General features: G+C 46.5%; 22 protein-coding genes. 14 read left to right on the top strand and 8 right to left on the bottom strand.

Annotated elements, in window-relative coordinates:
- Nucleotides 1-16 precede the first annotated feature (16 nt).
- The 5 genes from ACTOY7_RS12025 to ACTOY7_RS12005 all read left to right on the top strand — a co-directional run bounded on the left by ACTOY7_RS12025 (nt 17) and on the right by ACTOY7_RS12005 (nt 4,233).
- Nucleotides 17-781, top strand: a complete 765-nt coding sequence (locus ACTOY7_RS12025; protein ID WP_004073217.1) for a DeoR/GlpR family DNA-binding transcription regulator — start codon at nt 17-19, stop codon at nt 779-781.
- Between the two features lie 26 nt (nt 782-807).
- Nucleotides 808-1,953, top strand: a complete 1,146-nt coding sequence (locus ACTOY7_RS12020; RefSeq protein WP_305135575.1) for a 1-propanol dehydrogenase PduQ — start codon at nt 808-810, stop codon at nt 1,951-1,953.
- Nucleotides 1,954-2,222: 269 nt separating this feature from the next.
- A complete protein-coding gene (locus ACTOY7_RS12015) occupies nt 2,223-2,597 on the top strand; it encodes a GntR family transcriptional regulator (protein WP_004073214.1) in 375 nt (124 codons plus the stop codon).
- Nucleotides 2,598-2,601: 4 nt separating this feature from the next.
- A complete protein-coding gene (locus ACTOY7_RS12010) occupies nt 2,602-3,447 on the top strand; it encodes an ABC transporter ATP-binding protein (protein ID WP_482670636.1) in 846 nt (281 codons plus the stop codon).
- Nucleotides 3,448-3,591: 144 nt separating this feature from the next.
- Nucleotides 3,592-4,233 carry an ABC-2 transporter permease gene (locus ACTOY7_RS12005; protein ID WP_004073210.1) on the top strand — a complete coding sequence of 214 codons (642 nt, stop codon included), beginning with the start codon at nt 3,592-3,594 and terminating at the stop codon, nt 4,231-4,233.
- Nucleotides 4,234-4,384: 151 nt separating this feature from the next.
- On the opposite strand, the gene ACTOY7_RS12000 is transcribed toward ACTOY7_RS12005, so the two are convergent.
- From ACTOY7_RS12000 to ACTOY7_RS11980, 5 genes are all read right to left on the bottom strand, one after another.
- Entirely contained in the window at nt 4,385-5,662 is a 1,278-nt protein-coding gene (locus ACTOY7_RS12000) for a DUF4179 domain-containing protein (protein WP_482670637.1), read from the bottom strand.
- Between the two features lie 57 nt (nt 5,663-5,719).
- Nucleotides 5,720-6,271: an RNA polymerase sigma factor gene (locus ACTOY7_RS11995; protein ID WP_004073206.1), complete on the bottom strand. Its 552-nt coding sequence runs from the start codon at nt 6,269-6,271 to the stop codon at nt 5,720-5,722.
- A gap of 103 nt (nt 6,272-6,374) precedes the next feature.
- Nucleotides 6,375-7,595 (bottom strand): hypothetical protein, encoded by a 1,221-nt coding sequence (locus ACTOY7_RS11990; protein ID WP_482672450.1) that lies wholly within the window; start codon nt 7,593-7,595, stop codon nt 6,375-6,377.
- Between the two features lie 79 nt (nt 7,596-7,674).
- On the bottom strand, nt 7,675-8,412 hold the full coding sequence (locus ACTOY7_RS11985) for an ABC transporter ATP-binding protein (RefSeq protein WP_482670638.1): 738 nt from the start codon (nt 8,410-8,412) through the stop codon (nt 7,675-7,677).
- 89 nt (nt 8,413-8,501) lie between these two features.
- Nucleotides 8,502-9,113, bottom strand: coding sequence for a MerR family transcriptional regulator (locus ACTOY7_RS11980; RefSeq protein ID WP_004073200.1), 612 nt, complete (start codon nt 9,111-9,113; stop codon nt 8,502-8,504).
- A 266-nt stretch (nt 9,114-9,379) separates the two neighbouring features.
- On the opposite strand from ACTOY7_RS11980, the gene ACTOY7_RS11975 reads away from it, so the two are divergent.
- From ACTOY7_RS11975 to ACTOY7_RS11935, 9 genes are all read left to right on the top strand, one after another.
- A complete protein-coding gene (locus ACTOY7_RS11975; RefSeq protein ID WP_004073198.1) occupies nt 9,380-9,661 on the top strand; it encodes a helix-turn-helix domain-containing protein in 282 nt (93 codons plus the stop codon).
- Entirely contained in the window at nt 9,648-10,415 is a 768-nt protein-coding gene (locus ACTOY7_RS11970) for a type II toxin-antitoxin system HipA family toxin (protein WP_482670639.1), read from the top strand. Before ACTOY7_RS11975 ends, ACTOY7_RS11970 begins: the two co-directional genes overlap by 14 nt.
- Nucleotides 10,416-10,443: 28 nt before the next feature.
- Nucleotides 10,444-10,908, top strand: coding sequence for a DUF4869 domain-containing protein (locus ACTOY7_RS11965; protein WP_482670640.1), 465 nt, complete (start codon nt 10,444-10,446; stop codon nt 10,906-10,908).
- Nucleotides 10,898-11,884 carry a P-loop NTPase family protein gene (locus tag ACTOY7_RS11960; protein WP_482670641.1) on the top strand — a complete coding sequence of 329 codons (987 nt, stop codon included), beginning with the start codon at nt 10,898-10,900 and terminating at the stop codon, nt 11,882-11,884. The genes ACTOY7_RS11965 and ACTOY7_RS11960 overlap by 11 nt, the downstream gene beginning before the upstream one ends.
- 133 nt (nt 11,885-12,017) lie before the next feature.
- Complete coding sequence (locus tag ACTOY7_RS11955) at nt 12,018-12,383, top strand: BMC domain-containing protein (protein WP_004073193.1); 366 nt, start codon at nt 12,018-12,020, stop codon at nt 12,381-12,383.
- 91 nt (nt 12,384-12,474) lie between these two features.
- Nucleotides 12,475-12,903 carry a BMC domain-containing protein gene (locus tag ACTOY7_RS11950; RefSeq protein WP_482670642.1) on the top strand — a complete coding sequence of 143 codons (429 nt, stop codon included), beginning with the start codon at nt 12,475-12,477 and terminating at the stop codon, nt 12,901-12,903.
- Between the two features lie 23 nt (nt 12,904-12,926).
- Nucleotides 12,927-13,439: a EutP/PduV family microcompartment system protein gene (locus tag ACTOY7_RS11945; RefSeq protein WP_482670643.1), complete on the top strand. Its 513-nt coding sequence runs from the start codon at nt 12,927-12,929 to the stop codon at nt 13,437-13,439.
- A 153-nt stretch (nt 13,440-13,592) separates the two neighbouring features.
- Nucleotides 13,593-14,078 (top strand): RNA polymerase sigma factor, encoded by a 486-nt coding sequence (locus tag ACTOY7_RS11940; RefSeq protein ID WP_482670644.1) that lies wholly within the window; start codon nt 13,593-13,595, stop codon nt 14,076-14,078.
- Complete coding sequence (locus ACTOY7_RS11935) at nt 14,072-15,583, top strand: hypothetical protein (RefSeq protein WP_482670645.1); 1,512 nt, start codon at nt 14,072-14,074, stop codon at nt 15,581-15,583. The genes ACTOY7_RS11940 and ACTOY7_RS11935 overlap by 7 nt, the downstream gene beginning before the upstream one ends.
- Nucleotides 15,584-15,682: 99 nt before the next feature.
- Here ACTOY7_RS11935 and ACTOY7_RS11930 read toward each other — a convergent pair whose 3' ends face one another.
- From ACTOY7_RS11930 to ACTOY7_RS11920, 3 genes are all read right to left on the bottom strand, one after another.
- Complete coding sequence (locus ACTOY7_RS11930; RefSeq protein ID WP_482670646.1) at nt 15,683-16,798, bottom strand: rhamnose ABC transporter substrate-binding protein; 1,116 nt, start codon at nt 16,796-16,798, stop codon at nt 15,683-15,685.
- Nucleotides 16,799-17,038: 240 nt separating this feature from the next.
- Nucleotides 17,039-18,037 carry an ABC transporter permease gene (locus ACTOY7_RS11925; protein WP_160281762.1) on the bottom strand — a complete coding sequence of 333 codons (999 nt, stop codon included), beginning with the start codon at nt 18,035-18,037 and terminating at the stop codon, nt 17,039-17,041.
- Between the two features lie 2 nt (nt 18,038-18,039).
- Nucleotides 18,040-19,032 carry an ABC transporter permease gene (locus ACTOY7_RS11920; RefSeq protein WP_160281763.1) on the bottom strand — a complete coding sequence of 331 codons (993 nt, stop codon included), beginning with the start codon at nt 19,030-19,032 and terminating at the stop codon, nt 18,040-18,042.
- Between the last annotated feature and the right edge of the window lie 16 nt (nt 19,033-19,048).

Genomic DNA, 19,048 nt, shown 5'->3' with positions numbered 1-19,048 from the left:
GTTGGGAGGCGGTACGATGCTTGCGATTGAGAGACGGAATGAGATACTGGAAAAGCTACAGGCAGAACGCCGCGTGGTAGTGAGTGAATTGAGCCAGTTCTACAAGGTATCGGAGGAGACGATACGGCGTGACCTGGAGAAGCTTGTCAATGACGGATATGCGATTAAGAGCTACGGCGGTGCGGTGATCAATGAAAACACCAATATTGATCTGCCTTTTAAGGTCCGGAAGAACCATAACGTGATCGGCAAGCAGCGCATCGCCGGACTGTTTAACAAGATGGTGAAGGACGGCGACAGCATCATGCTGGACGCCAGCTCCACCGCTGTCTATGTCGTGAAAGCATTGAAGGATAAAAAGAATCTGACGGTGATCACCAATTCCGTGGAGATCATCATAGAACTGCTGGATGTGCCGGACTGGAAGATCCTTTCCACCGGAGGCGTGTCCAGGGAAGGGTCATTCGCCCTGGTAGGCCCCCAGACGGATCGGATGCTGAGGTCGTACCATGTGGACAAGGCAGTGATCTCCTGCAAGGGGATCGACCTGCAGGCAGGGATCACGGATTCCGATGAGCTTCATGCGGACAACAAAAGAACCATGCTGGAATCCGCCAGAGAAAAAATCCTGGTGGTGGACGGCAGTAAATTTGGAAAGGTGGCATTCAATACCATTGCCGGGCTGGGTGAGATCACATCCGTTGTCACAGACGAAAAGCCCGACGAGCAGTGGCTGCAGGCGATGGAGGCTGCAGGGACAGAATGCATCTATCCGGAGTAAATAATGCGACAGGATGATTCGGTCAAATGAAAAGTTTTGATATAAAGACAAAAATATATTTCGGCGATCAGGCGCTGGACCGGCTCTCGGAAATTCCCTACCAGCGGGTGCTGGTCATCACGGATCCGTTCATGGCTCAGAGCAGTATGATCAATCTGGTAACCGATCCTCTGAAAAAGGGCCGCAAGGAATTTGAGATTTTCCAGGATGTGGTTCCGGATCCGCCCATCGAAAAGATTTCCGAAGGCGTGAAAAAAATGCTGGAATACAGGCCCGACGTGATTGTGGCGGTGGGCGGCGGCTCTGCCATTGACTCCTCCAAGTCTATCCGGGAATTTGCGCTGCGGGTTGACCGCTATGGGGAGGTTGGGCTGATCGCAATCCCAACGACCAGCGGGACGGGCTCGGAAGTGACTTCCTTTGCGGTGGTTTCAGATCCGAAAGAACAGAGAAAGTATCCGCTGGTATCCCGGGATATGACGCCGGATGAGGCGATTCTGGACGCGGAGCTGGTGAAAAGCGTGCCGCCTGCGGTGACGGCAGATACGGGAATGGATGTATTTACCCATGCGCTGGAAGCCTGCGTGAGTACGAACCGGAACGATTTTTCCACGGCTCTGGCGGAAAAATCCATCGAGATCTGCGGCGTGTTCCTGCTTCGGGCATACTTAGACGGCAGCGATACCCACGCCAGACAGAAGATGCACTCGGCTTCCTGCCTGGCAGGTCTGGCATTTAACTCCGCATCATTGGGGCTGAACCACGGGATGGCGCACCAACTGGGCGCTGCCTTCCATATCCCCCACGGGCGGGCCAATGCCATGCTGCTTCCGCATATCATTGAGTTTAACAGTGATATCAATAAGCACAGCAAAAGCCAGACGGACTATCTGCCTGCGGTAAAGCGTTACTCCACCGTGGCGCAGATTCTGGGCCTGAGCAGCTATAATAAAATCATGACCGTGCGCTCCCTGGTGAACTGGGTGCAGTTCATGATGAAAGAAATGGATATCCCGCTGTCCATCTCCCAGATGGAGAAGATATCCAAAGAAGAATATTTTGCCGCCATCGACCGTATGGCAGATGCCGCGCTGGCCGACGGCTGTACCGCCACCAACCCGCGGGTGCCGAGCAAGGCGGATATTATGAAAATTTATGAAGCATTGTGGTGAAGCTTAGCTGCAATCGTGTCTGCTTCGTATGTGAGCAGATGCGGCTGCAGCTTTTAAAATATGTCCGAAATATTTACATCCCTATGGTGTGAGCAAACTTTTAAATGACTGTGTGGAATTAGAACAGCAAGAATATAGTATTGAAAGCCGCAGATTTCTGATGAAAGAGGTCTGCGGCTTTTATGTATAGAAAATTCTATTGACATATAAGTGTATATAGTGTATAGTGTGTATATAGATGCATCACATTAAAAGAGGAGACAGGACCATTGAAAATATTAATCTCGAACACTTCTGACATCCCATTGTATCAACAGATCAAAGACCAGATTAAGGATGCTATCCTGAAAGAAGAGTTGGTTGAAAATGATCCGCTTCCCTCGATCCGTGCATTTGCCAATGATTTGAAAGTCAGTGTCCTGACGATAAGACGGGTCTATGAAGAACTGGAACAAGAAGGGTTTGTGATAAGCCAGGTTGGTATCGGGACCTTTGTATCTGCAAGTAATATTGAACTGCTCAGAGATTCCAGACGCCGCCTTGTAGAGCAGAAAATGCAGGACATGATACAGACCGCAAAAGCACTGGATATCACTAAGGAAGAACTGAATGCAATGATGGATATTCTTTATGAGGAGGTATGACTACATGGCATCAATTTTAGAGGTTTCCGGATTGAGAAAGAGTTACGGCAATTTTGAACTGAACGATATCAGTTTTACAATTCAGGAGGACTGTATCACAGGCTTTATAGGTGCAAACGGCGCGGGAAAAAGCACAACCATTTATTCTCTGCTGAATCTGGTCCGCAGAGAGGCAGGAACGATCACATTTCGCGGAAAAGATATTTCTGCAGACGAAAGACTGTTCAAGGATAAAATCGGTGTTGTTTTTGACAGCAGCAGCTTTTATGATGAGCTGACGATTCAGGAGATGACCTCATTGATTGCGCCCTCATATTCTGAGTGGAATCAGCGTGCGTATCAAGAGTATTTAGATATGTTTTCGCTGCAGAAGGAACATATCATAGGAATGCTGTCAAAAGGCATGAAAATGAAATACGCTCTTGCACTTGCTCTGTCGCACAACGCAGAGCTGCTGATTATGGATGAGCCGACAAGCGGACTCGATCCCTTTATGCGGAAGCAGTTTATCCGCATTTTGAAAACATATATGGAGGCGGGAAGCAGGGCTGTCTTTTCTTCCACGCACAACACGACAGATTTAGATCAATCCGCGGATATGCTGATCATGATACATGCAGGAACTATTTTATTTGAAGAGAACAAAGATGCGCTGCTGGAGAAATTCAGAATCGTTAAAGGCGATGTAAAACTGCTGCCGGGTATACAGCCCTTCATGCTGAGTTTTGACAAAAGTAATTATGGTTTTACCGGCATTACGGACAAAGCTGAAAAAATCAAAGCAGCATATCCGGAGGTTCTGATCGAAAGAGCTGCAATAGAGAATATTATGCTTGCATATATAAAGTAGCGTAAAGAATCGTTTAAGTAAATGACATGGAAACGGCGCCTGTCCAACCGCACAGCCGGCATATTTTTCGCAGACAGGCAATGATGCATCTGTGCAGGTTGGGTGTGGTATACAACAATCAGATTCAAAGGAGCGTGAATCAAAATGATAATGACATTGGTAAAAAAAGACATCATGATTATAAAAGGATATGCTTTGGCAGAAATTGCAATTGCAGTCGGAATCCCTCTGATAATCGCAAACAGGCAGCCGCAAATGGGCGGAATGACAGGACTTTTGATGGCGACTTTGATTGTCTCACTAACCTTTAACCTGGCGGTTTCGGGAAAGGAAAATCAATATCCGAAAGCGACCGCTCTGCTTTCATCTACCCCATATATGAGGAATAGGGTGGTTGCGGCAAAATACATCTTATACATTATAATCTATCTGTTCTGCTGTATTGTGTCGTTCGCTGAAATGAAATTCATTCCGGAACTCAGGGTGGAATCCTTTGCTCAATCTGCGGCGTTTGTTTTTCTCTCTCAGGCGATTGGGATGGGAATTTTCCTGCCAATACAGTACAAACTTGGCTATGAAAAAACAAGATACTTATGCTTTTTGTTTTATCTGTATCCTTTTGCTGTAGATGTAATGAAACAGATGCGGCTGTTTGAAAGCTTCGGGTATTTGCGCCATTCCAATACGGGGACTTCAGCTATGATATTGTTTGCTGCCGGATTGGCAGTTTGGATCATTTCTTTTGAAATTTCGAAAAAGATATTTGACGGGAAGGACTTAGTATAAAGTGAACCGTGTGAAACGGCCGGATATCCGGAGGAAAGAGAGAATCCCCTTGTATTTCAGGACTTTGAGAAAGGCATAAAGTACAAGGGATTCCCTTTTCCTTGGGAATCAGGGAAAAAACGGTATGGACCGTCAGTCCCGTGAAAAAACATTACTGCAGTTCAAACGGAATTTCCGCGATCACTTGGGGCGCATCATCAGTGCCGGCAGTCTTATCCACGATTTTTACCACAAATTGAGAAGCTTCCGCTGCATTTGCAGTGATCTCCAAAAGGGGCTGTCCGGTTGTCTCATCGGATGCGTAAGAAATATGCTCCCATTCAACCTTTGCGCCGGCGGAATCAAAAATCTGAGGAACCAGCGCATGGGTGTCCCGTCCGAAGGGGACAAGGATTGTAAGGTGGAGACTGCTGGGGGTGGCAGCGGCCTTTGTGACGGTGAAGCCCTGGTTCTTTGACGGACTGCTCAAGCTTCTGCTGCCGGACGGGTCTGCGGATGTACGAAAGGCCAGCTTCCAGTTTCCGCGTATGGTCTTATGCCCCATCGCCTCATGGTACGCCCCTTTATAGGTGCCGATATCTTCCAGCCTTGTGCCTCCGACTGCGTTAAAATCCAGTCTGACTTCCAGGCTATCCGCGGAAGTGAGGCCCGCGGAATCCATGGAAATGCGTACAAGCTGGACAAAAGAGCCGTCATCGCTTTTCCGAGGCTGCATGAATACAGATGTCACCTCTGTTCCGTTTATGAAGGCCGGAGCAAAGAAGGGAAGCGGATCTCCCTCTATAAAGTTTAGCGGAGTAAGGAACTCAGAGCTGTTCAATTCTTCGTCTTCTGTCCGTATGGAAAGTGTATAGTACAGGTCATAGCCGTCAAAGTATACATCGGAAATCATAACCTCTACACCGCTGTCATCGGCAATGGTTCCAGGCTCCGTACTGCTGCCGTTTGCATTGACTCCGGATTTTGCGGAACCAGTGTCTGTATCACTGCCAGATTTTGCGGAGCTTCCGTCTGTATCACTTTGCGGAGCTTCTGCTTTTTTCGAATATTTTTCAATCTCTTCATATGCGGTTTTGTCCTTTGGATCTGTACGGATGTTGGTTTCCTGGATTTTTTTAAAGAGATTTCCTATAATCGGAAGATCCCTTGCAAGTGCCGGCTGGCTGAAAAGCAGACCGCCGGCACTTATTGTAATCACGGCTGCCGCAGCTGCTGCGGCCCATGCTGCCATCCGCCGCTTTCCCTGCCGTGTATGCGCTGTGTTTGTTTGTTCTGCACTTATTTGCTCTGTATTTTGCTTCACGGTACGTTCCTTTTGGGGCCTGCGGCTTAAAATCTGCCGATATGCTTCGTTCAGCTTTTCATCTACCGCATCGGGAATGACCAGCTCCCGGCAAAGCTCCTGTTTCATTTTTTGTTCTAAATTCATTAATTACACCTCCAAATTTTTGTAACCAATTTGCATAGAAAATGGACTTTCTGCCTGTTATCTGCGGGGCATTGCCTGCCTGGATTCGGAATAGGTCATTTCTTGTAAATAAAGCCTTCTGTACAGATCCCTGCCCCTGGAAAGCCTGGTTTTGATTGTATTTTCGTTCAGACCCAGGAGCTCGGCGATCTCTTTGACGCTAAATTCCTCCGCATAGTATAAAAGCAGTACGAGCCGGTATTTTGCGTCGATCTGCTCCATCAGCCTGGAAAATTCAATATTGTCTGTCACCTCTTTTTCCGGGCCGGGGTTCTCATCGTGCTCCCGCAGTTCCTGGATTGATGCCAGTTTATGCCGTTCTTTGAGGATTCTGCGGCAGTGGTTTATGAGGATCTTAAACATCCAGGCTTTGAATACGGAAGGATTTTTCAATGTGCTTATTTTTTCATAGCAGGTCAGCGCCGTGTCCTGGATGGCATCGGCCGCGTCTGGGGCGTTTTTTAAAATTCCGAACGCAATACGGAACATTTCCTGCTTGTTGTTTTCGATCAGCGTGATCAGCGCCTCACCGTCGCCGCTCTGGGCCTGCTCAATCAGCGAATGGTTCATGTATACCGCTCCTTTCGTCTTTGCTGCTGCAGCATTACACATATTAAGATAAAATAAAGGGGGAAAAGGTTTCATATTTTTTGAATTAATTGGCTTGACCGGCTTATAAAGAAATCATCAGAGAAGAGATGAAAAATATAGTACTCAAAATAAAATATCCTTTTGATAATAGTTCCTTATGCATGATATCAAACCAAAAAATCAGAACAGTTGCTGCAGCCAGGATGATGCATACGGTCAAAATTCGGAATATATCGGTATGCAGAATCAAGGACAGCAGCATCCCCTCCCCTGCAATTACGATCATTGGAATCACGGCAAACTGTACTGCGATCTGCTTTTCTGATAATGGAATCAACAGGCCGTCCTGTGCTTTTTCAAGAATGCTGTCCAACTGCAGCAGCATACTTCGAAGAGTCAGTTGAAATACCGCAAAGATACTTCCGGTCAGCAGAAGCTGACGTGTCGATTCCTGATCCAAAATCGGGATCGTCCAAAATAGTTCAACCCGGCAGATGGTCAGACTGAATGTAAAGAAGAGCAATCCGGTTAAAATAAATTCCCTGCTTAATCTGTAAATGGAGGTTCCTGCTTTCCAGACCAGGGGAAATCTGGCCAGCAGTTTCGGTGCATTTTTTCGAACAGGAAGATTGCGGAGCTTTTTTTCTTTTGCGTATTGATTTAATAAAACCGTATTATGATTGTTTTGTGCAGTATGTATTTTTTCAATAAACTGCATTTCATCTTCGTACTTTTCCATATTTAGATGAAGTGTGAGCAAATAGCGGTACAGCATGAAACACCACAGTAAAAAAGCAATACCGGACAAGAAGGGATGTATCCAGACGAAAAAAACAGATAAATATAATAAAAGCAAGATACCAAAATCAAATAAGGTTTTTCTGTTTTTATGATAGATTTTCCATCGGAGCAATCCTACGGAATTTAATAAATATAAAACAGAAAACAGGGTGTATGCAAAATCACGGTTCCAATTTACCCCATTTATACACAATGCAAGGAACAGGGCCTGTAAAAACTGCCTGCACGCGATTCCGATAAATTTTATTCCGATCAGTTTTTTCAGCCTTTTTTCACAAAACAGGGAAATAGAAGCGGGCTTTACAATAATAAGAGGCTTAACCCTGAAAAAACAGCAGCAAAAAGAATATACTGCCAGAGCGGAAATCAGGCCGTCATAGATCTGAGGCCGGAAGCCCTCTATGTCTCCGATTGCAGGAACAGCGAAAGCAGTAAAGAGGAACAAGATGTAAGCGGTGAAGAAAACGAAAAATAGAGAGGGGAATAAAAGATTGCTTATCATTCTTTTACACTCCCGCAGCCTGTTCAGACACAACATTTTATAGATATACATGCTTCATGCCTCCTTCATTTTATCAGAATCACGGTTTGACTGTATCGGATGTACAGCGATCTGTCAGGTGCAGGTAAAGTTCTTCTAATGAAACTGCATCGCTCACATGGTACTGCGCAGTGATTTCTTCTTTACTGCCCTCCGCAAGAACCTGCCCGTTGTGGAGAAAAACAAATCTGTCGCAGATGGCTTCTGCCAGATCCAGCAAGTGAGTTGAAATGAGTATGGCTTTATGCTGATGCGTTAATTTCTGCAGAATCTGCTTAAATATATGGAGTTGTCGGGGATCAAGCCCTGTGAAGGGTTCGTCTGCCAAAAATATTTCATATTGACGCAGCAACGCAAGTGCAATCATAAGTTTTTGCAGATTCCCCTTTGACAGGGCGCAGGGGATTTTGTGCAGATGCTTCTGTAACTCTAATTGTTTGATCAGACCTTGAATGGAAAGAGGATTTTGCGGATACAGCGCTTTTACAAACTGCAAATGTTCCAAAACGGTAAGCTCTTCATAATATACAGGTGTATCCGGCACAAATGCAAACGGATGATTCATATTTGACAAAGTGGATACAGGGCTTTGGTTTACCAAAATATTTCCGCTGGATGGTGTTAATTTTTTGAACATTATTTTCAGCATGGTCGTTTTGCCGGAACCATTGGAACCAATCAGACCTGTTATTGTACCACTTTGAATTTGAAAACTTACATTTTGCAGGACAGGCAATTCTGTATAAGAAAAATTGATATTCTCTACCTTAACATGCATTGTAACTCCTCCCTTTTTTGTTTGATCTTACACCTTAGACAAGGTTTAAGGTCAAGAAAAAAGAAAGATTTTCTGTATAATCTAAAGAACTATGCCTTTTCATTGTAATATATCGTTCGGATCATGCAGACGAACACAACGGTTATCATTGAAAGTGCAATCAACTGAAACGGCAAAGTCATATAAGCAGTAAAAAGCTCGAAATAAAAATACAAACACAGGATCATGACAAACAGCCATCCTAAAATGCAGATTGACTGCCTGGAAAGAAAAATAAGACTCTTTATGCGATCCTGCTTTTTTAGCTGCTCTAATTGTCTGCAGTAAGCCTCTTTATTATGAAATATTTGTTTTAACAGGTTGTCCGGCACTTCGTTTATATCTAATTCCAGATCGGCAAGCTGTTCACATAAGAGTTGATTTTGTCTGATTCTTTGCTCCTCGGTTTTGAGGTCATCCATATGTATTCTCAGAACATCTGATAAATTTTTTCTGCCTTGTATACATTCACGAATCTCTGAAACAGAAATGTCCAGTATTCTCAGCAGTTTTATTCGATTTAGCAGCTTTACATCAGCATCGGTGTATTCACGGTAACCATTCATGGGATTTCTTTGCGGAAAGATCAGATGCTCTTTTTCATAAAAACGAATATTATGACTGGTGATTCCAGTTTGATTTTCTACTTCTTTTATTTTCACAGGCGGCTCCTTCTTTCGTGATTTGTTTTTCTTTATTATATCAGGCTTTTTGCAAACTCACAAATGATTCAAAAGAATGCTGCATTGGATTTGATGGAAACACCTTATACAAAAGAATTTTGCCTGGGCCATTGAATAAAATATTGGAAAAGTGTATAATAAAAATAGATAATATATGAGCTGTTTTTATGGAAAAATGCATAAAATAGATCATATATTATCTATACTGAAAAGAAATTGTATATGCAAAGGAGAGGTGTAGCAAGGTGGCGGCAGAATATGTATGGGAGACGCCGGAAGAGATGGATCTGCTCCTGGCGCAGAGAATACGAAGGATTCGGAAGCGTCGTTTAGTTTCACAGGAAAAGCTGAGCCAGATGAGCGGAGTCAGTTTTGGATCAATCAAGCGTTTTGAAACGACAGGAAAGATTTCCCTGCTTTCCCTGACAAAGCTTGCGGTTGCGCTTGACTGCGGGGATGAGATCCGAAATATGTTTACACAGATTCCATATCGGAATATAGAGGAGGTTATTCGTGAAGGCAGATAGATATCTTAAGGTGCTGTATCAAGGCAGGCTGGCAGGTACACTGGCCCTTACACCGGAGAAAAAGGCGGCATTCGAGTATGCAGACGAATGGCTGAAGGACGGTTTTTCCATCAGTCCGTTTTCCCTTCCTCTGAAAAAACAGGTATTCATCCCTCAAAAAGACTATTTTCACGGCCTGTTCGGCGTATTTGCGGACAGCCTGCCGGATGCGTGGGGAAATATTCTATTGAACAGGCTTTTAAAGAAAAAGGGGATCAATGCGGATCAGATGGATATACTGGATCGGCTGGCAATCGTCGGGAGTTCCGGAATGGGGGTATTGACCTATCAGCCGGAAATACAGGTGGCAGAGGAGGGGAGCGGCCTGGATCTGGATTATCACAGTCTGATGAAGCTGACAAAAATTTTAACAAGAAATAACCAGGAAGATATGCAGAATATGTTCCGCAGGATGTGTTTTAATGTGTTTGCCCACAACCGGGATGACCATTCGAAAAATTTTTCGTTTCTTTATGATGAAGAGAAAGATTGCTGGAGGCTGAGTCCGGCATACGATCTGACTTACAGTACGACATATTATGGTGAGCATACCACAACCGTGGACGGAGAAGGGGCTTCTCCGGGAATCAGGGAAATCCTGGCAGTGGGAACAGTGGCTGGGCTGGGGAAAAGGTACTGTGAAGCCGCTGCGCAGGAGATTTTGGAGAAGGTGAAACAGATGCTGGGAAGGTATTTATCATGCGGTTGGTTATGAGAGTTATGACTTTCGGAGGGCAGAAATTATGCTGAACATCATTTTCAACAGAGGCACAAGGGACATCGAAAACAGGAATTATGTGTTTAGCCCGGACACCTATTTTAAATATAACTATGAGGAAGAATGGTTTGAGGATGAACTGGTGAAGAAAATGGTTTTGGACGTAGACAGTTCATCGGTAATATCTGCGCATGCAATTGACAGTCCAGTTCTTGGGGTGATCGCTCCGGAAAGACTGTCAGGCGGTGTGAAAGCCCTTATTATCATGTACAAAGAGCCGTCTTTAATAGTGAACGCCTCTTCCTGCGGGAATAATTGTGCAAAATGGATATTAGAGATTGGGAAAATACAGGATATTACCATCAGGCTCGGATATGAGATGGAGTTTGAAGAGCCTTTTGAAATCTGTATCAAAAACAGTGGGAAAGTGGTTCATAGCTACGTTGATTTTCTAAAAGAATTTCAGGAGGTGGAGATTTTTGAAGGGTAATATCAAAGTGATTGTCTCCACCAAAAAGCTGCGTTATGAGTTAAATCTGCGCAGGAATATTACGGTGATTCAGGGAGACAGCGCTACAGGGAAGACCACTCTGGTTCAGATTGTAAGCGATTATTTATCCGGAAGGACAGGACCTGGAACAGAAGTGATATGTGACAAAAAATGTGCTGTCTTATCAGGAGATACAGAGAGTGCAGTGATACGGTTGAAAGCACTGGCGGATGCAGTTGTATTTGTAGATGAACAGGAACGATTTTTGTATTCGAAGGTATTTGCAGAGACTGTGTTAGATTCAAATTGTTATTTTGTGTTTATTGCAAGAGACGGGCTGAATATGCTGCCGTATAGTGTGAATGAGATTTATTACCTTAAGAACAGCGGTTATTATCAGAATACCAGGCAGGTGTATAATTCCATGCATCAGGTATATCCGGAGATGGGTATGGCAGAGAGAATCGAACCGTCTGTTGTTCTGACAGAAGACTCCAATGCCGGTTATGAAATGTATGAAACAATCTACAGGGAGGAAAAAGTGAGATGCGTTTCCGCAGGAGGAAAATCGAATATCGCAAAGTACATTCTTGCCAATAGGCAAAAGCGGATATTTGCAATTATAGACGGTGCGGCATTTGGCGCTGACATGCAAAGTGTAATACATGCATTGGAATTATGTCAGGGAAGCCACGTTTGGACTCCAGAGTCATTTGAATACTTAATTTTACAATCAGGGATTGTACAGGCAGAAGGATTGGGGGAAATTATGCAGGCGCCTGGAGAATTTATCGAAAGCGGGGAATACAGCTCGTGGGAAAGATTTTTTACTCATTTGCTAGAAGATTTAACAAAGAATACAATATATGCTTATAGTAAGAGAAAGCTCAATCCGAATTATATCACAAAAGGAAATATTGAAAAAATTATAAAAATGTTTCCTAAACAGATATCTGATATGATCAAGGCTTTATAAGTTTATCCTGGATTTCCCGCTCTTATGCTTGACATATTTTTGCTCTGAGAGTATCATTTTTAATAGGATAAGTATCTGAAAAATCAACGGATACGACAGAAAAAGTTCATTTCTGAAAGCGAGGAACAAATCAATGGCAAGTACTCATGAGGAACAGATCAGGATCGTGCAGGAAACCGTAGCCGGCAAGGAAATCACCTTTGCCCATGTGATGGGAAGCCCGGCTCCGATCATATATCAGAAACTGGGATTAAATCCGCAGGTGGACTACCGCTCATCTGCGATTGGGATTATGAACATGACACCGCCGGAATCGGCAGTCATTGCGTCGGATATTGCGGTGAAAAGCGGGAATGTCTATCTCGGCTTCGCAGACCGTTTTACCGGGACGCTGATCATTACAGGCGATATCTCGGAGGTGTTTTCCGCAATGACGGAGATCGTGGACTATTTCCGGGATTCCCTGGGGTATGTAGTCTGCGGCATTACGAAGAGATAAGACAGAGGCAAAAAAAGTCTCTGATGACTGAGAACAGGATCAAGGGCGTATCTGTGAACTACAAGGCAGCTACGGGACAGGAAGTGACGCGATGGCTCGAATTACAAAGGAGGAACTGCTGGAAAAGCTGTTCCATAACGATTATGAACATCTAAAGGGAAAGCGGCTGCGCATGACGCGTGTGCGGGTTCCGGGCAAGGAGGTTTGTCTGGCACATGTGCTCAGCCCGTCCGAGACATGTATCTATCAGAATCTGGCCCTGCATATCGGCGTCCATGAAGGGGAAGACCATACCGGTGAATCCATCGGCCTGATTCGTTTCACCCCATGGGAAGCGGTGGTGGCTGCAGCGGATATAGCGGTAAAAAGCGCGGATGTGCAGGTTGGATTTATGGATCGCTTCTGCGGTTCTCTGATACTCACCGGAGGTTTGTCACAGGTTCAGACCGCGGTGGAAGAGGTGGTCAGATTTTTCGGTGAAGAACTGGGCTTTCGGATCTGCGAAGTCCATAAAAATTAAGATGACAGGAACAGGAAGTCAATATGAAAAAACTTTTTTTGATGGGCAGGAGCGAAGCGGGAAAAACCTCTCTGACACAGGCATTAAAGGGCGAAGAGCTTCATTATGTAAAAACACAATACACCAATACCAGCGAGGACGCGATCGATTCTCCGGGGGAATACGCGGAGTCGAAGTGCTTCAGCGTAGGACTTGCCTGCTTTTCCTTTGAGGCCGATGTGGTGGCGATGGTTCAGGCGGCAGATGAGCCGTACAATCTGTTCGGGCCTGGAGGCCGTTCGTTTATCCTGCGTCCGCTCATAGGGATTATTACGAAGGTGGATTCGCCCTATGCCAATATTCCGATGGTCAGGCAATGGCTGGTTAATGCAGGGTGTGAACGGATCTTTCTGATCAATAACGTGACCAGAGAGGGGATTGACGAGTTGATGGAGTATCTGTCGGAGGAGCTTCCCGTCCTTACACTGCAGCAGGCGAAAGACAGGCAGGCGTTGGGACTGAATGAATGGGATACTGTGCCGCTGGCAGGAGAATGAGAGACTTGCCTGAAAAAGATAAAAAAAGAAAAGCGGAGACTGCTGAATCCAGTGGTCTCTTTTTTCATTTAAGTGGGGATATTTTTGTCACGGAAACGTCTAATAGGTGTAATACAAATGAGAGGCCGGCCGGCGGAAGGGAGATGTAAATGCGTGACGAAGGAACAATTGGGAAACTTGATCCTTGCTTCTGAAAAACAAATGTATGCTACGGCAAAGTCCATCCTGAAACAGGATGCAGACTGCGCAGACGCGATACAGGAGGCAATTGTCAAGGCTTTTGGAAAGGTGGATGGTTTGAAACAGGAAAAGTATGCCAGAACATGGCTGATGAGGATCTTGATGAACGAATGCTACAATATTCTCCGCAAAGGAAGCAGGCAGGTGTCTCTGGAGGCTTGCCCGGAAGCAGCAGCCATGGAGGCGCCGGAGAGGAAGGATTACGGCCCGCTGTACGAAGCGCTCAGACGCTTGAAGGAGGAACTGAGGATCGTAACCACATTGTATTATGTGGAGGAATTTAGTATCCGGGAAATTTCGGCAATTTTAGAAATATCAGAGGGCGCTGTCCAGAAACGTCTGGCACGTGCAAGGGTAAAGCTTAGAAATACACTCAATTATATGGAGGTGGAATGGTGAGATTGGAAGATTTAAAACAGCAGTATCCGGAGCCGCCGGAATTTATCCATCAGATGATCCTGAATGAGGTAGAAAAACAGATCAAAAGTAATACGGAAAACCATGGAGAAACAGCAGGAATCAGGAGAAAGAGAAAACGCCCATGGACGATCAGACGGACAGCAGCCGCGGTGCTGGCGGCCTGTATGATCATCGGTACGGCTGCGTTTGCGGCGGTGAGTATGTATCATCTGAAAATCGAAGAGAAAGGAAAATACAGTGTTGAAACCCGCGTGATCCATGACGCGGACGAGGAGAAAAGCATTTCTCTGCCGGAAAAGATTGCGGATGTCAGGCTTGAGGCGGACTACATTCCAAAGGGGATGTGCTGGAGGGACGAAAGCCACCTGGACTTTGAGGAAAGCCCGGGATCAGGCGGAATTACATTTAGCACACTTCTGCTTGATGAAGAAAGCGACGGGCTGAACATCACGGATACGAATGTTGTGGAGAAGGAAAAGCAGGAATTTGGAGAACATGAAGGAATTTATATGCGCTATAATATGGACTCCGGTTTTTCACAAAGGATCTATCTGCTTTATCCGGAGCTGTACAGAATCCTGATCCTTTATATAAGCGAAGAAGTATCCAGGGAAGACGCATATAAGGTGGCTTCCGGCATCACGCTGCAGGAGACAGGGGAAATGCTGGATACATCCGAAGTGTGGAGCTGGAGCGAATATATCAGCCAGCAGAACCCGGTCGGAGATTCCGACGAGATTATGACTGCCGTTTTGAAAAAAGATCTAAAGCTTCATAAGGTTGGAAACGCCTTTCCGCTGGATATGGCAGGCGAGGATCTAAATGGAAATCACGTATGGGCTTCGGAGCTGGGGATGGAGATCACGGCTAAAGTGGATTCTGTAGAAGTTCTGGACGACCTGTCCCTTCTGGAAGCGGAATATATCCCGGACGAATGGAAAGATGCAGTCGGAGAGAACGGAAAGTTGATGAAAAACCAGTTATCCTATATCAAGAAGGGGGATGGGGTGAATACGCTGGACGAAGTTGTGGGGACCGAAGAGGTCAGCCAGAAGCTGGTGCTTGTGACAACAACGTATACCAACAACGGCGATCAGGAGCTGCACAACGTACTTTATCAGGGGAACCTTCTGCTCCTGAGAGAGCAGGGCAGTGAATACCGCATCTATACCTATTATGATACGGAAGGACTCTGTGACATTGCCGGAGGCGGTACCTGCGGGGAATCCGGCCAGGCATACGACGATATCGTGCAGAGCGGAGCTGCCTGGAGTCAGAAATATTGGTCGCCCCATGCGGATTATGGGAACGGCGGTAATTATATTTCCGCATTAAAACCGGGAGAATCTGTTCAGACCCGGCATGCCTGGATCGTAAATGAGCCGGATCTGGAAGATATATATCTGAATGTATGTGTAACCGGCGGAATGATGGAATTTGGCGAGGATATGATAGAGACCGGACTTGTGGATGTACGGCAGTAATCCGCATATTGGCAGGTATTAAAACGAAGAACGCAGGCATGACCGCTGCGTTCTTCGTTCTGTTTCATATCTCAGAAATGTTCCTGAAACCTCTGCTTTTTAATATACGTCTTTCCACTCGTCAATATTGTCAGCGTCGAACTTGAACGGTGCGCCCAAGATCATTTCTGTACCGCCGTCATCTGCCGCAACAATCTCATAATCGCCCATGTCGCCTGCGGTGAACTTGTCGCCTTCTGCGCCTGTGATGGTTCCGTCAACCAGTGCCATGGAAGTATAAGCTCCAAGACGTCCAAGGTCGATGGGATTCCACAGATACATATACGGGCAGGAGTGGTCGTCATCGTCGCCGATGTACTCAGCCATTTCAGACGGAAGTCCGAGGCCGGTCAGCTTCACGGAAGACTTTTCATCCTGAAGAACCTTAGCTGCCGCATTGATACCAACGGTAGTCGGAGCACAGATCACTTTCAGATCCGGATATTTTGCAAGCAGAGCCTGTGTCTGGTCGGTGGATTTCTGCGGCTCGTCATCGCCGTAAGCAACCTCTACCAGCTCCAGTCCGGAATACTTGTCATCGCTTTCCATAACTTCCTTCATTGCGTCGATCCATGCGTTCTGGTTTGCCGCCTGTGATGTAGCAGACAGAACTGCCCACTGTCCTTCTCCGCCGGAGATATCAAGTACGGCATCCATCAGAGCCTGTCCGATCTCCTGTACACCTGCTTGGTTTACAAATACCTGGCGGCTGTCCGGATTGGTCTTGGAATCTTCACAGCATACCTTGATGCCTGCGTCCATTGCTTCTTCCAAAGCTGCCTGCAGCGCGTTCTCATCGTTTGCTGCGATACAGATGGAGTCCACACCCTGGGAGATCAGGGACTGGATTACGGAAACCTGCGCGTCCGCTGTCGGAGCTTCCGGATGCTTTACGATTGCCGTGCCGCCTGCTGCTTCGATGACTTCCTGGAAACCGTCGGCTGTCTTCTCATTGAACGGGTTTCCCGCGGATTTTGTAACGATCGCATATGTACCGCTGCCGCTTTCTCCGCCGTCGTCACCGGCTTCTTCCGCGTCGTCGCCTGCATCGTTAGTAGCTTCGCTGCTGCTGCCGCTGTCAGCATTCCCACTGTCGTTGTTTCCGCCGCCGCATCCGACTGCCAATGTAGCGACCATAGCTGTGCACAATAAAGCGCTTAATAATTTTTTCTTCATGCTTCTTTCCTCCCTGGAATATGATTTTTTATACAAAGTATCCCCTGTCCGGCAGATCTGCCTTATCGAATGAAGCCCGCCCGCCACACAGGGTATGCATGAAAGGATTCCCTGTGGGTATTCTGGCAAGGACTTCTGAATATAAGCAGTTTATCCGCCGAATCAGGCCCGGATACCTGGTATCATGAAATAACTGGTATAAAAAGGTTTCAATATAACAAATAATACAACAGATGATCTTTATGCTTTCTTCTTTACATTTAGTTTTGCTGAGATGTTCGGCAGCAGTACCGCCAGGATCAGCAGAATTCCCAGTATGATCAGGATCAGCTGTGGGTTCATGTTGATCTGGCCCAGGCCGATCCGCAGGCAGATGATGGTAAAGCCGGAAATGATTCCGCCCAGCAGCCTTCCTTTTCCGCCGGAAGTGGAGATCCCGCCGAATACTGCCATCGCAATGGCATCCATCTCAAATCCGTTTCCGGTGGTGGTGTTCGCCCCATAAAGGACGGAAGTCAAAAACAGTGCTGCCAGCCCGGCCATGAATCCCATCACGGTATAGATGATGAGCCGGATGGTCTGCACATGGATTCCGGAATAGTATGCCGCCAGCCGATTGGAACCGATGGCATATACGCTCCGGCCGAAGGTAGTCTTTGCCAGGACCACGCTGAACAATACGGCCATGATGATCACGACAAAGAAAATGTAGGGAATGATCCCGACTTTCCCGGCGATCATGCGGAAGCCGTCCGCATTGGTCAGGGAAATGGATCCGCCACTTCCCAGCGCGATCTCCGCGATCCCGCGGAATACGATCTGGGTTCCCAGCGTTACGATCATGGGCGGCAGCTCCTGAAAGTTGGTCAGGATCAGCCCGTTCACCAGGCCGCACACCGTACCTACCAGTAACGCGACCAGGATTACCATCCCGAAGGGAAGTCCCTTGTTGGAGGCCATGCAGGTCATCGTAGCGGACAGGCAGACCGTAGCGCCTACGGAGATATCAATCTCACCGAGTACCAGGATGAATGCCATCGGAAACAGCAGGAACATCTCTGTCAGGTACTTCGGCATTTCTCTCAAAACGTTGCTGAACTGATAGCTTTGGGAGATACCTGCGCAAAAAATATTGATCAGGATAAACAATACGACTAACATGCCTTCCCAGCAGAATAATGTCTTTTTCAGAGATTTCTCCGGGACATTGGCAATCGTTCTTCCGGATTTTCCAGCCATAGTTACATCTCCCTCCCTTTCAGATTGTTCTTATCCATCATGCGCTGCGTGATGACATTGAGCACGATCACGACCAAGATGATGACGCCCTTTACCGTGTTCTGCGCGATCGCTTCGATTCCTACAAGCGGAAGCGCCTTTGCGATGATCGCCAGGATCAGGGAGCCTAAGAGTGCTCCGGCTACGCTTCCCCGGCCGCCGGTCATGCTGACGCCGCCGATGACGCAGGCCGCGATGACATCCATCTCTCTGCCGTACAGCATATTTGGCTGCGCAGAGGAGTAAATGGAAACCGCCAGCGCGCCGCACAGTCCGGAGAGCGTACCCATCACCGTATAGACCAGCAGCTCCACATTTGCCGTATTGATACCGGAGATCTGGGCCGCTTCCCGGTTGCTTCCCACCGCATAGACCATTCTTCCGATCTTGGTCCACTTCATGACAATGAAGAAAATGATATAGCAGATCACCATAACGATGATGACGTTGTTCACTCCGAGTACGCTTCCCAGTGCAAAGTCCTTAAAGGTTCCCAGATTTTCCGCACTGGCCCACTGGCTGTTGGCGATGATGTAGGCAAGCCCCCGGTATATATACATAAAGCCCATTGTGGCAATGATCGGCAGTACCTTTCCTCTGGAAATGATCAGCCCGATCAGCAGCCCGCACAGTGCGCCGATCCCGATGGCGATGAGGAATAATACGAATGTATTCTGCACCATGCCGTATTTCATCAGCATACCCACCGACATACCGGAAAATGCAAGCGTGGAAGCGATGGAGATATCAATTCCGCCGATCAGCAGTACTCCCAGCATTCCCAGGGTCATGATCATGATGACCGCATTATTTTTCAACATATCTGAAATGGATTTTAATGTCATGAAAGAAGGACTCCGCAGCGAGATCACGATACAAAGGACGATCAGTACGATCAGCAGGCTCGCTTCACGGGAATCGGTAATCTTCTTTAAGACTGATTTATTCTCTTTCATCTTCCCTGTTTCCCCC

Source organism: Schaedlerella sp., assembly GCF_056796775.1.
This window is presented reverse-complemented; position numbering and strand designations above follow the sequence as displayed.

Excerpts from the sequence above, each read along its gene's own strand:
- ACTOY7_RS12025 (WP_004073217.1), top strand. The coding sequence starts at position 17 with ATGCTTGCGATTGAGAGACGGAATGAGATACTGGAAAAGCTACAGGCA.
- ACTOY7_RS12020 (WP_305135575.1), top strand. The coding sequence starts at position 808 with ATGAAAAGTTTTGATATAAAGACAAAAATATATTTCGGCGATCAGGCG.
- ACTOY7_RS12010 (WP_482670636.1), top strand. The coding sequence starts at position 2,602 with ATGGCATCAATTTTAGAGGTTTCCGGATTGAGAAAGAGTTACGGCAAT.
- ACTOY7_RS12005 (WP_004073210.1), top strand. The coding sequence starts at position 3,592 with ATGATAATGACATTGGTAAAAAAAGACATCATGATTATAAAAGGATAT.
- ACTOY7_RS12000 (WP_482670637.1), bottom strand. The coding sequence starts at position 5,662 with ATGAATTTAGAACAAAAAATGAAACAGGAGCTTTGCCGGGAGCTGGTC.
- ACTOY7_RS11995 (WP_004073206.1), bottom strand. The coding sequence starts at position 6,271 with ATGAACCATTCGCTGATTGAGCAGGCCCAGAGCGGCGACGGTGAGGCG.
- ACTOY7_RS11990 (WP_482672450.1), bottom strand. The coding sequence starts at position 7,595 with ATGATAAGCAATCTTTTATTCCCCTCTCTATTTTTCGTTTTCTTCACC.
- ACTOY7_RS11985 (WP_482670638.1), bottom strand. The coding sequence starts at position 8,412 with ATGCATGTTAAGGTAGAGAATATCAATTTTTCTTATACAGAATTGCCT.
- ACTOY7_RS11965 (WP_482670640.1), top strand. The coding sequence starts at position 10,444 with ATGCTGAACATCATTTTCAACAGAGGCACAAGGGACATCGAAAACAGG.
- ACTOY7_RS11955 (WP_004073193.1), top strand. The coding sequence starts at position 12,018 with ATGGCAAGTACTCATGAGGAACAGATCAGGATCGTGCAGGAAACCGTA.
- ACTOY7_RS11950 (WP_482670642.1), top strand. The coding sequence starts at position 12,475 with ATGGCTCGAATTACAAAGGAGGAACTGCTGGAAAAGCTGTTCCATAAC.
- ACTOY7_RS11945 (WP_482670643.1), top strand. The coding sequence starts at position 12,927 with ATGAAAAAACTTTTTTTGATGGGCAGGAGCGAAGCGGGAAAAACCTCT.
- ACTOY7_RS11935 (WP_482670645.1), top strand. The coding sequence starts at position 14,072 with ATGGTGAGATTGGAAGATTTAAAACAGCAGTATCCGGAGCCGCCGGAA.
- ACTOY7_RS11930 (WP_482670646.1), bottom strand. The coding sequence starts at position 16,798 with ATGAAGAAAAAATTATTAAGCGCTTTATTGTGCACAGCTATGGTCGCT.
- ACTOY7_RS11925 (WP_160281762.1), bottom strand. The coding sequence starts at position 18,037 with ATGGCTGGAAAATCCGGAAGAACGATTGCCAATGTCCCGGAGAAATCT.
- ACTOY7_RS11920 (WP_160281763.1), bottom strand. The coding sequence starts at position 19,032 with ATGAAAGAGAATAAATCAGTCTTAAAGAAGATTACCGATTCCCGTGAA.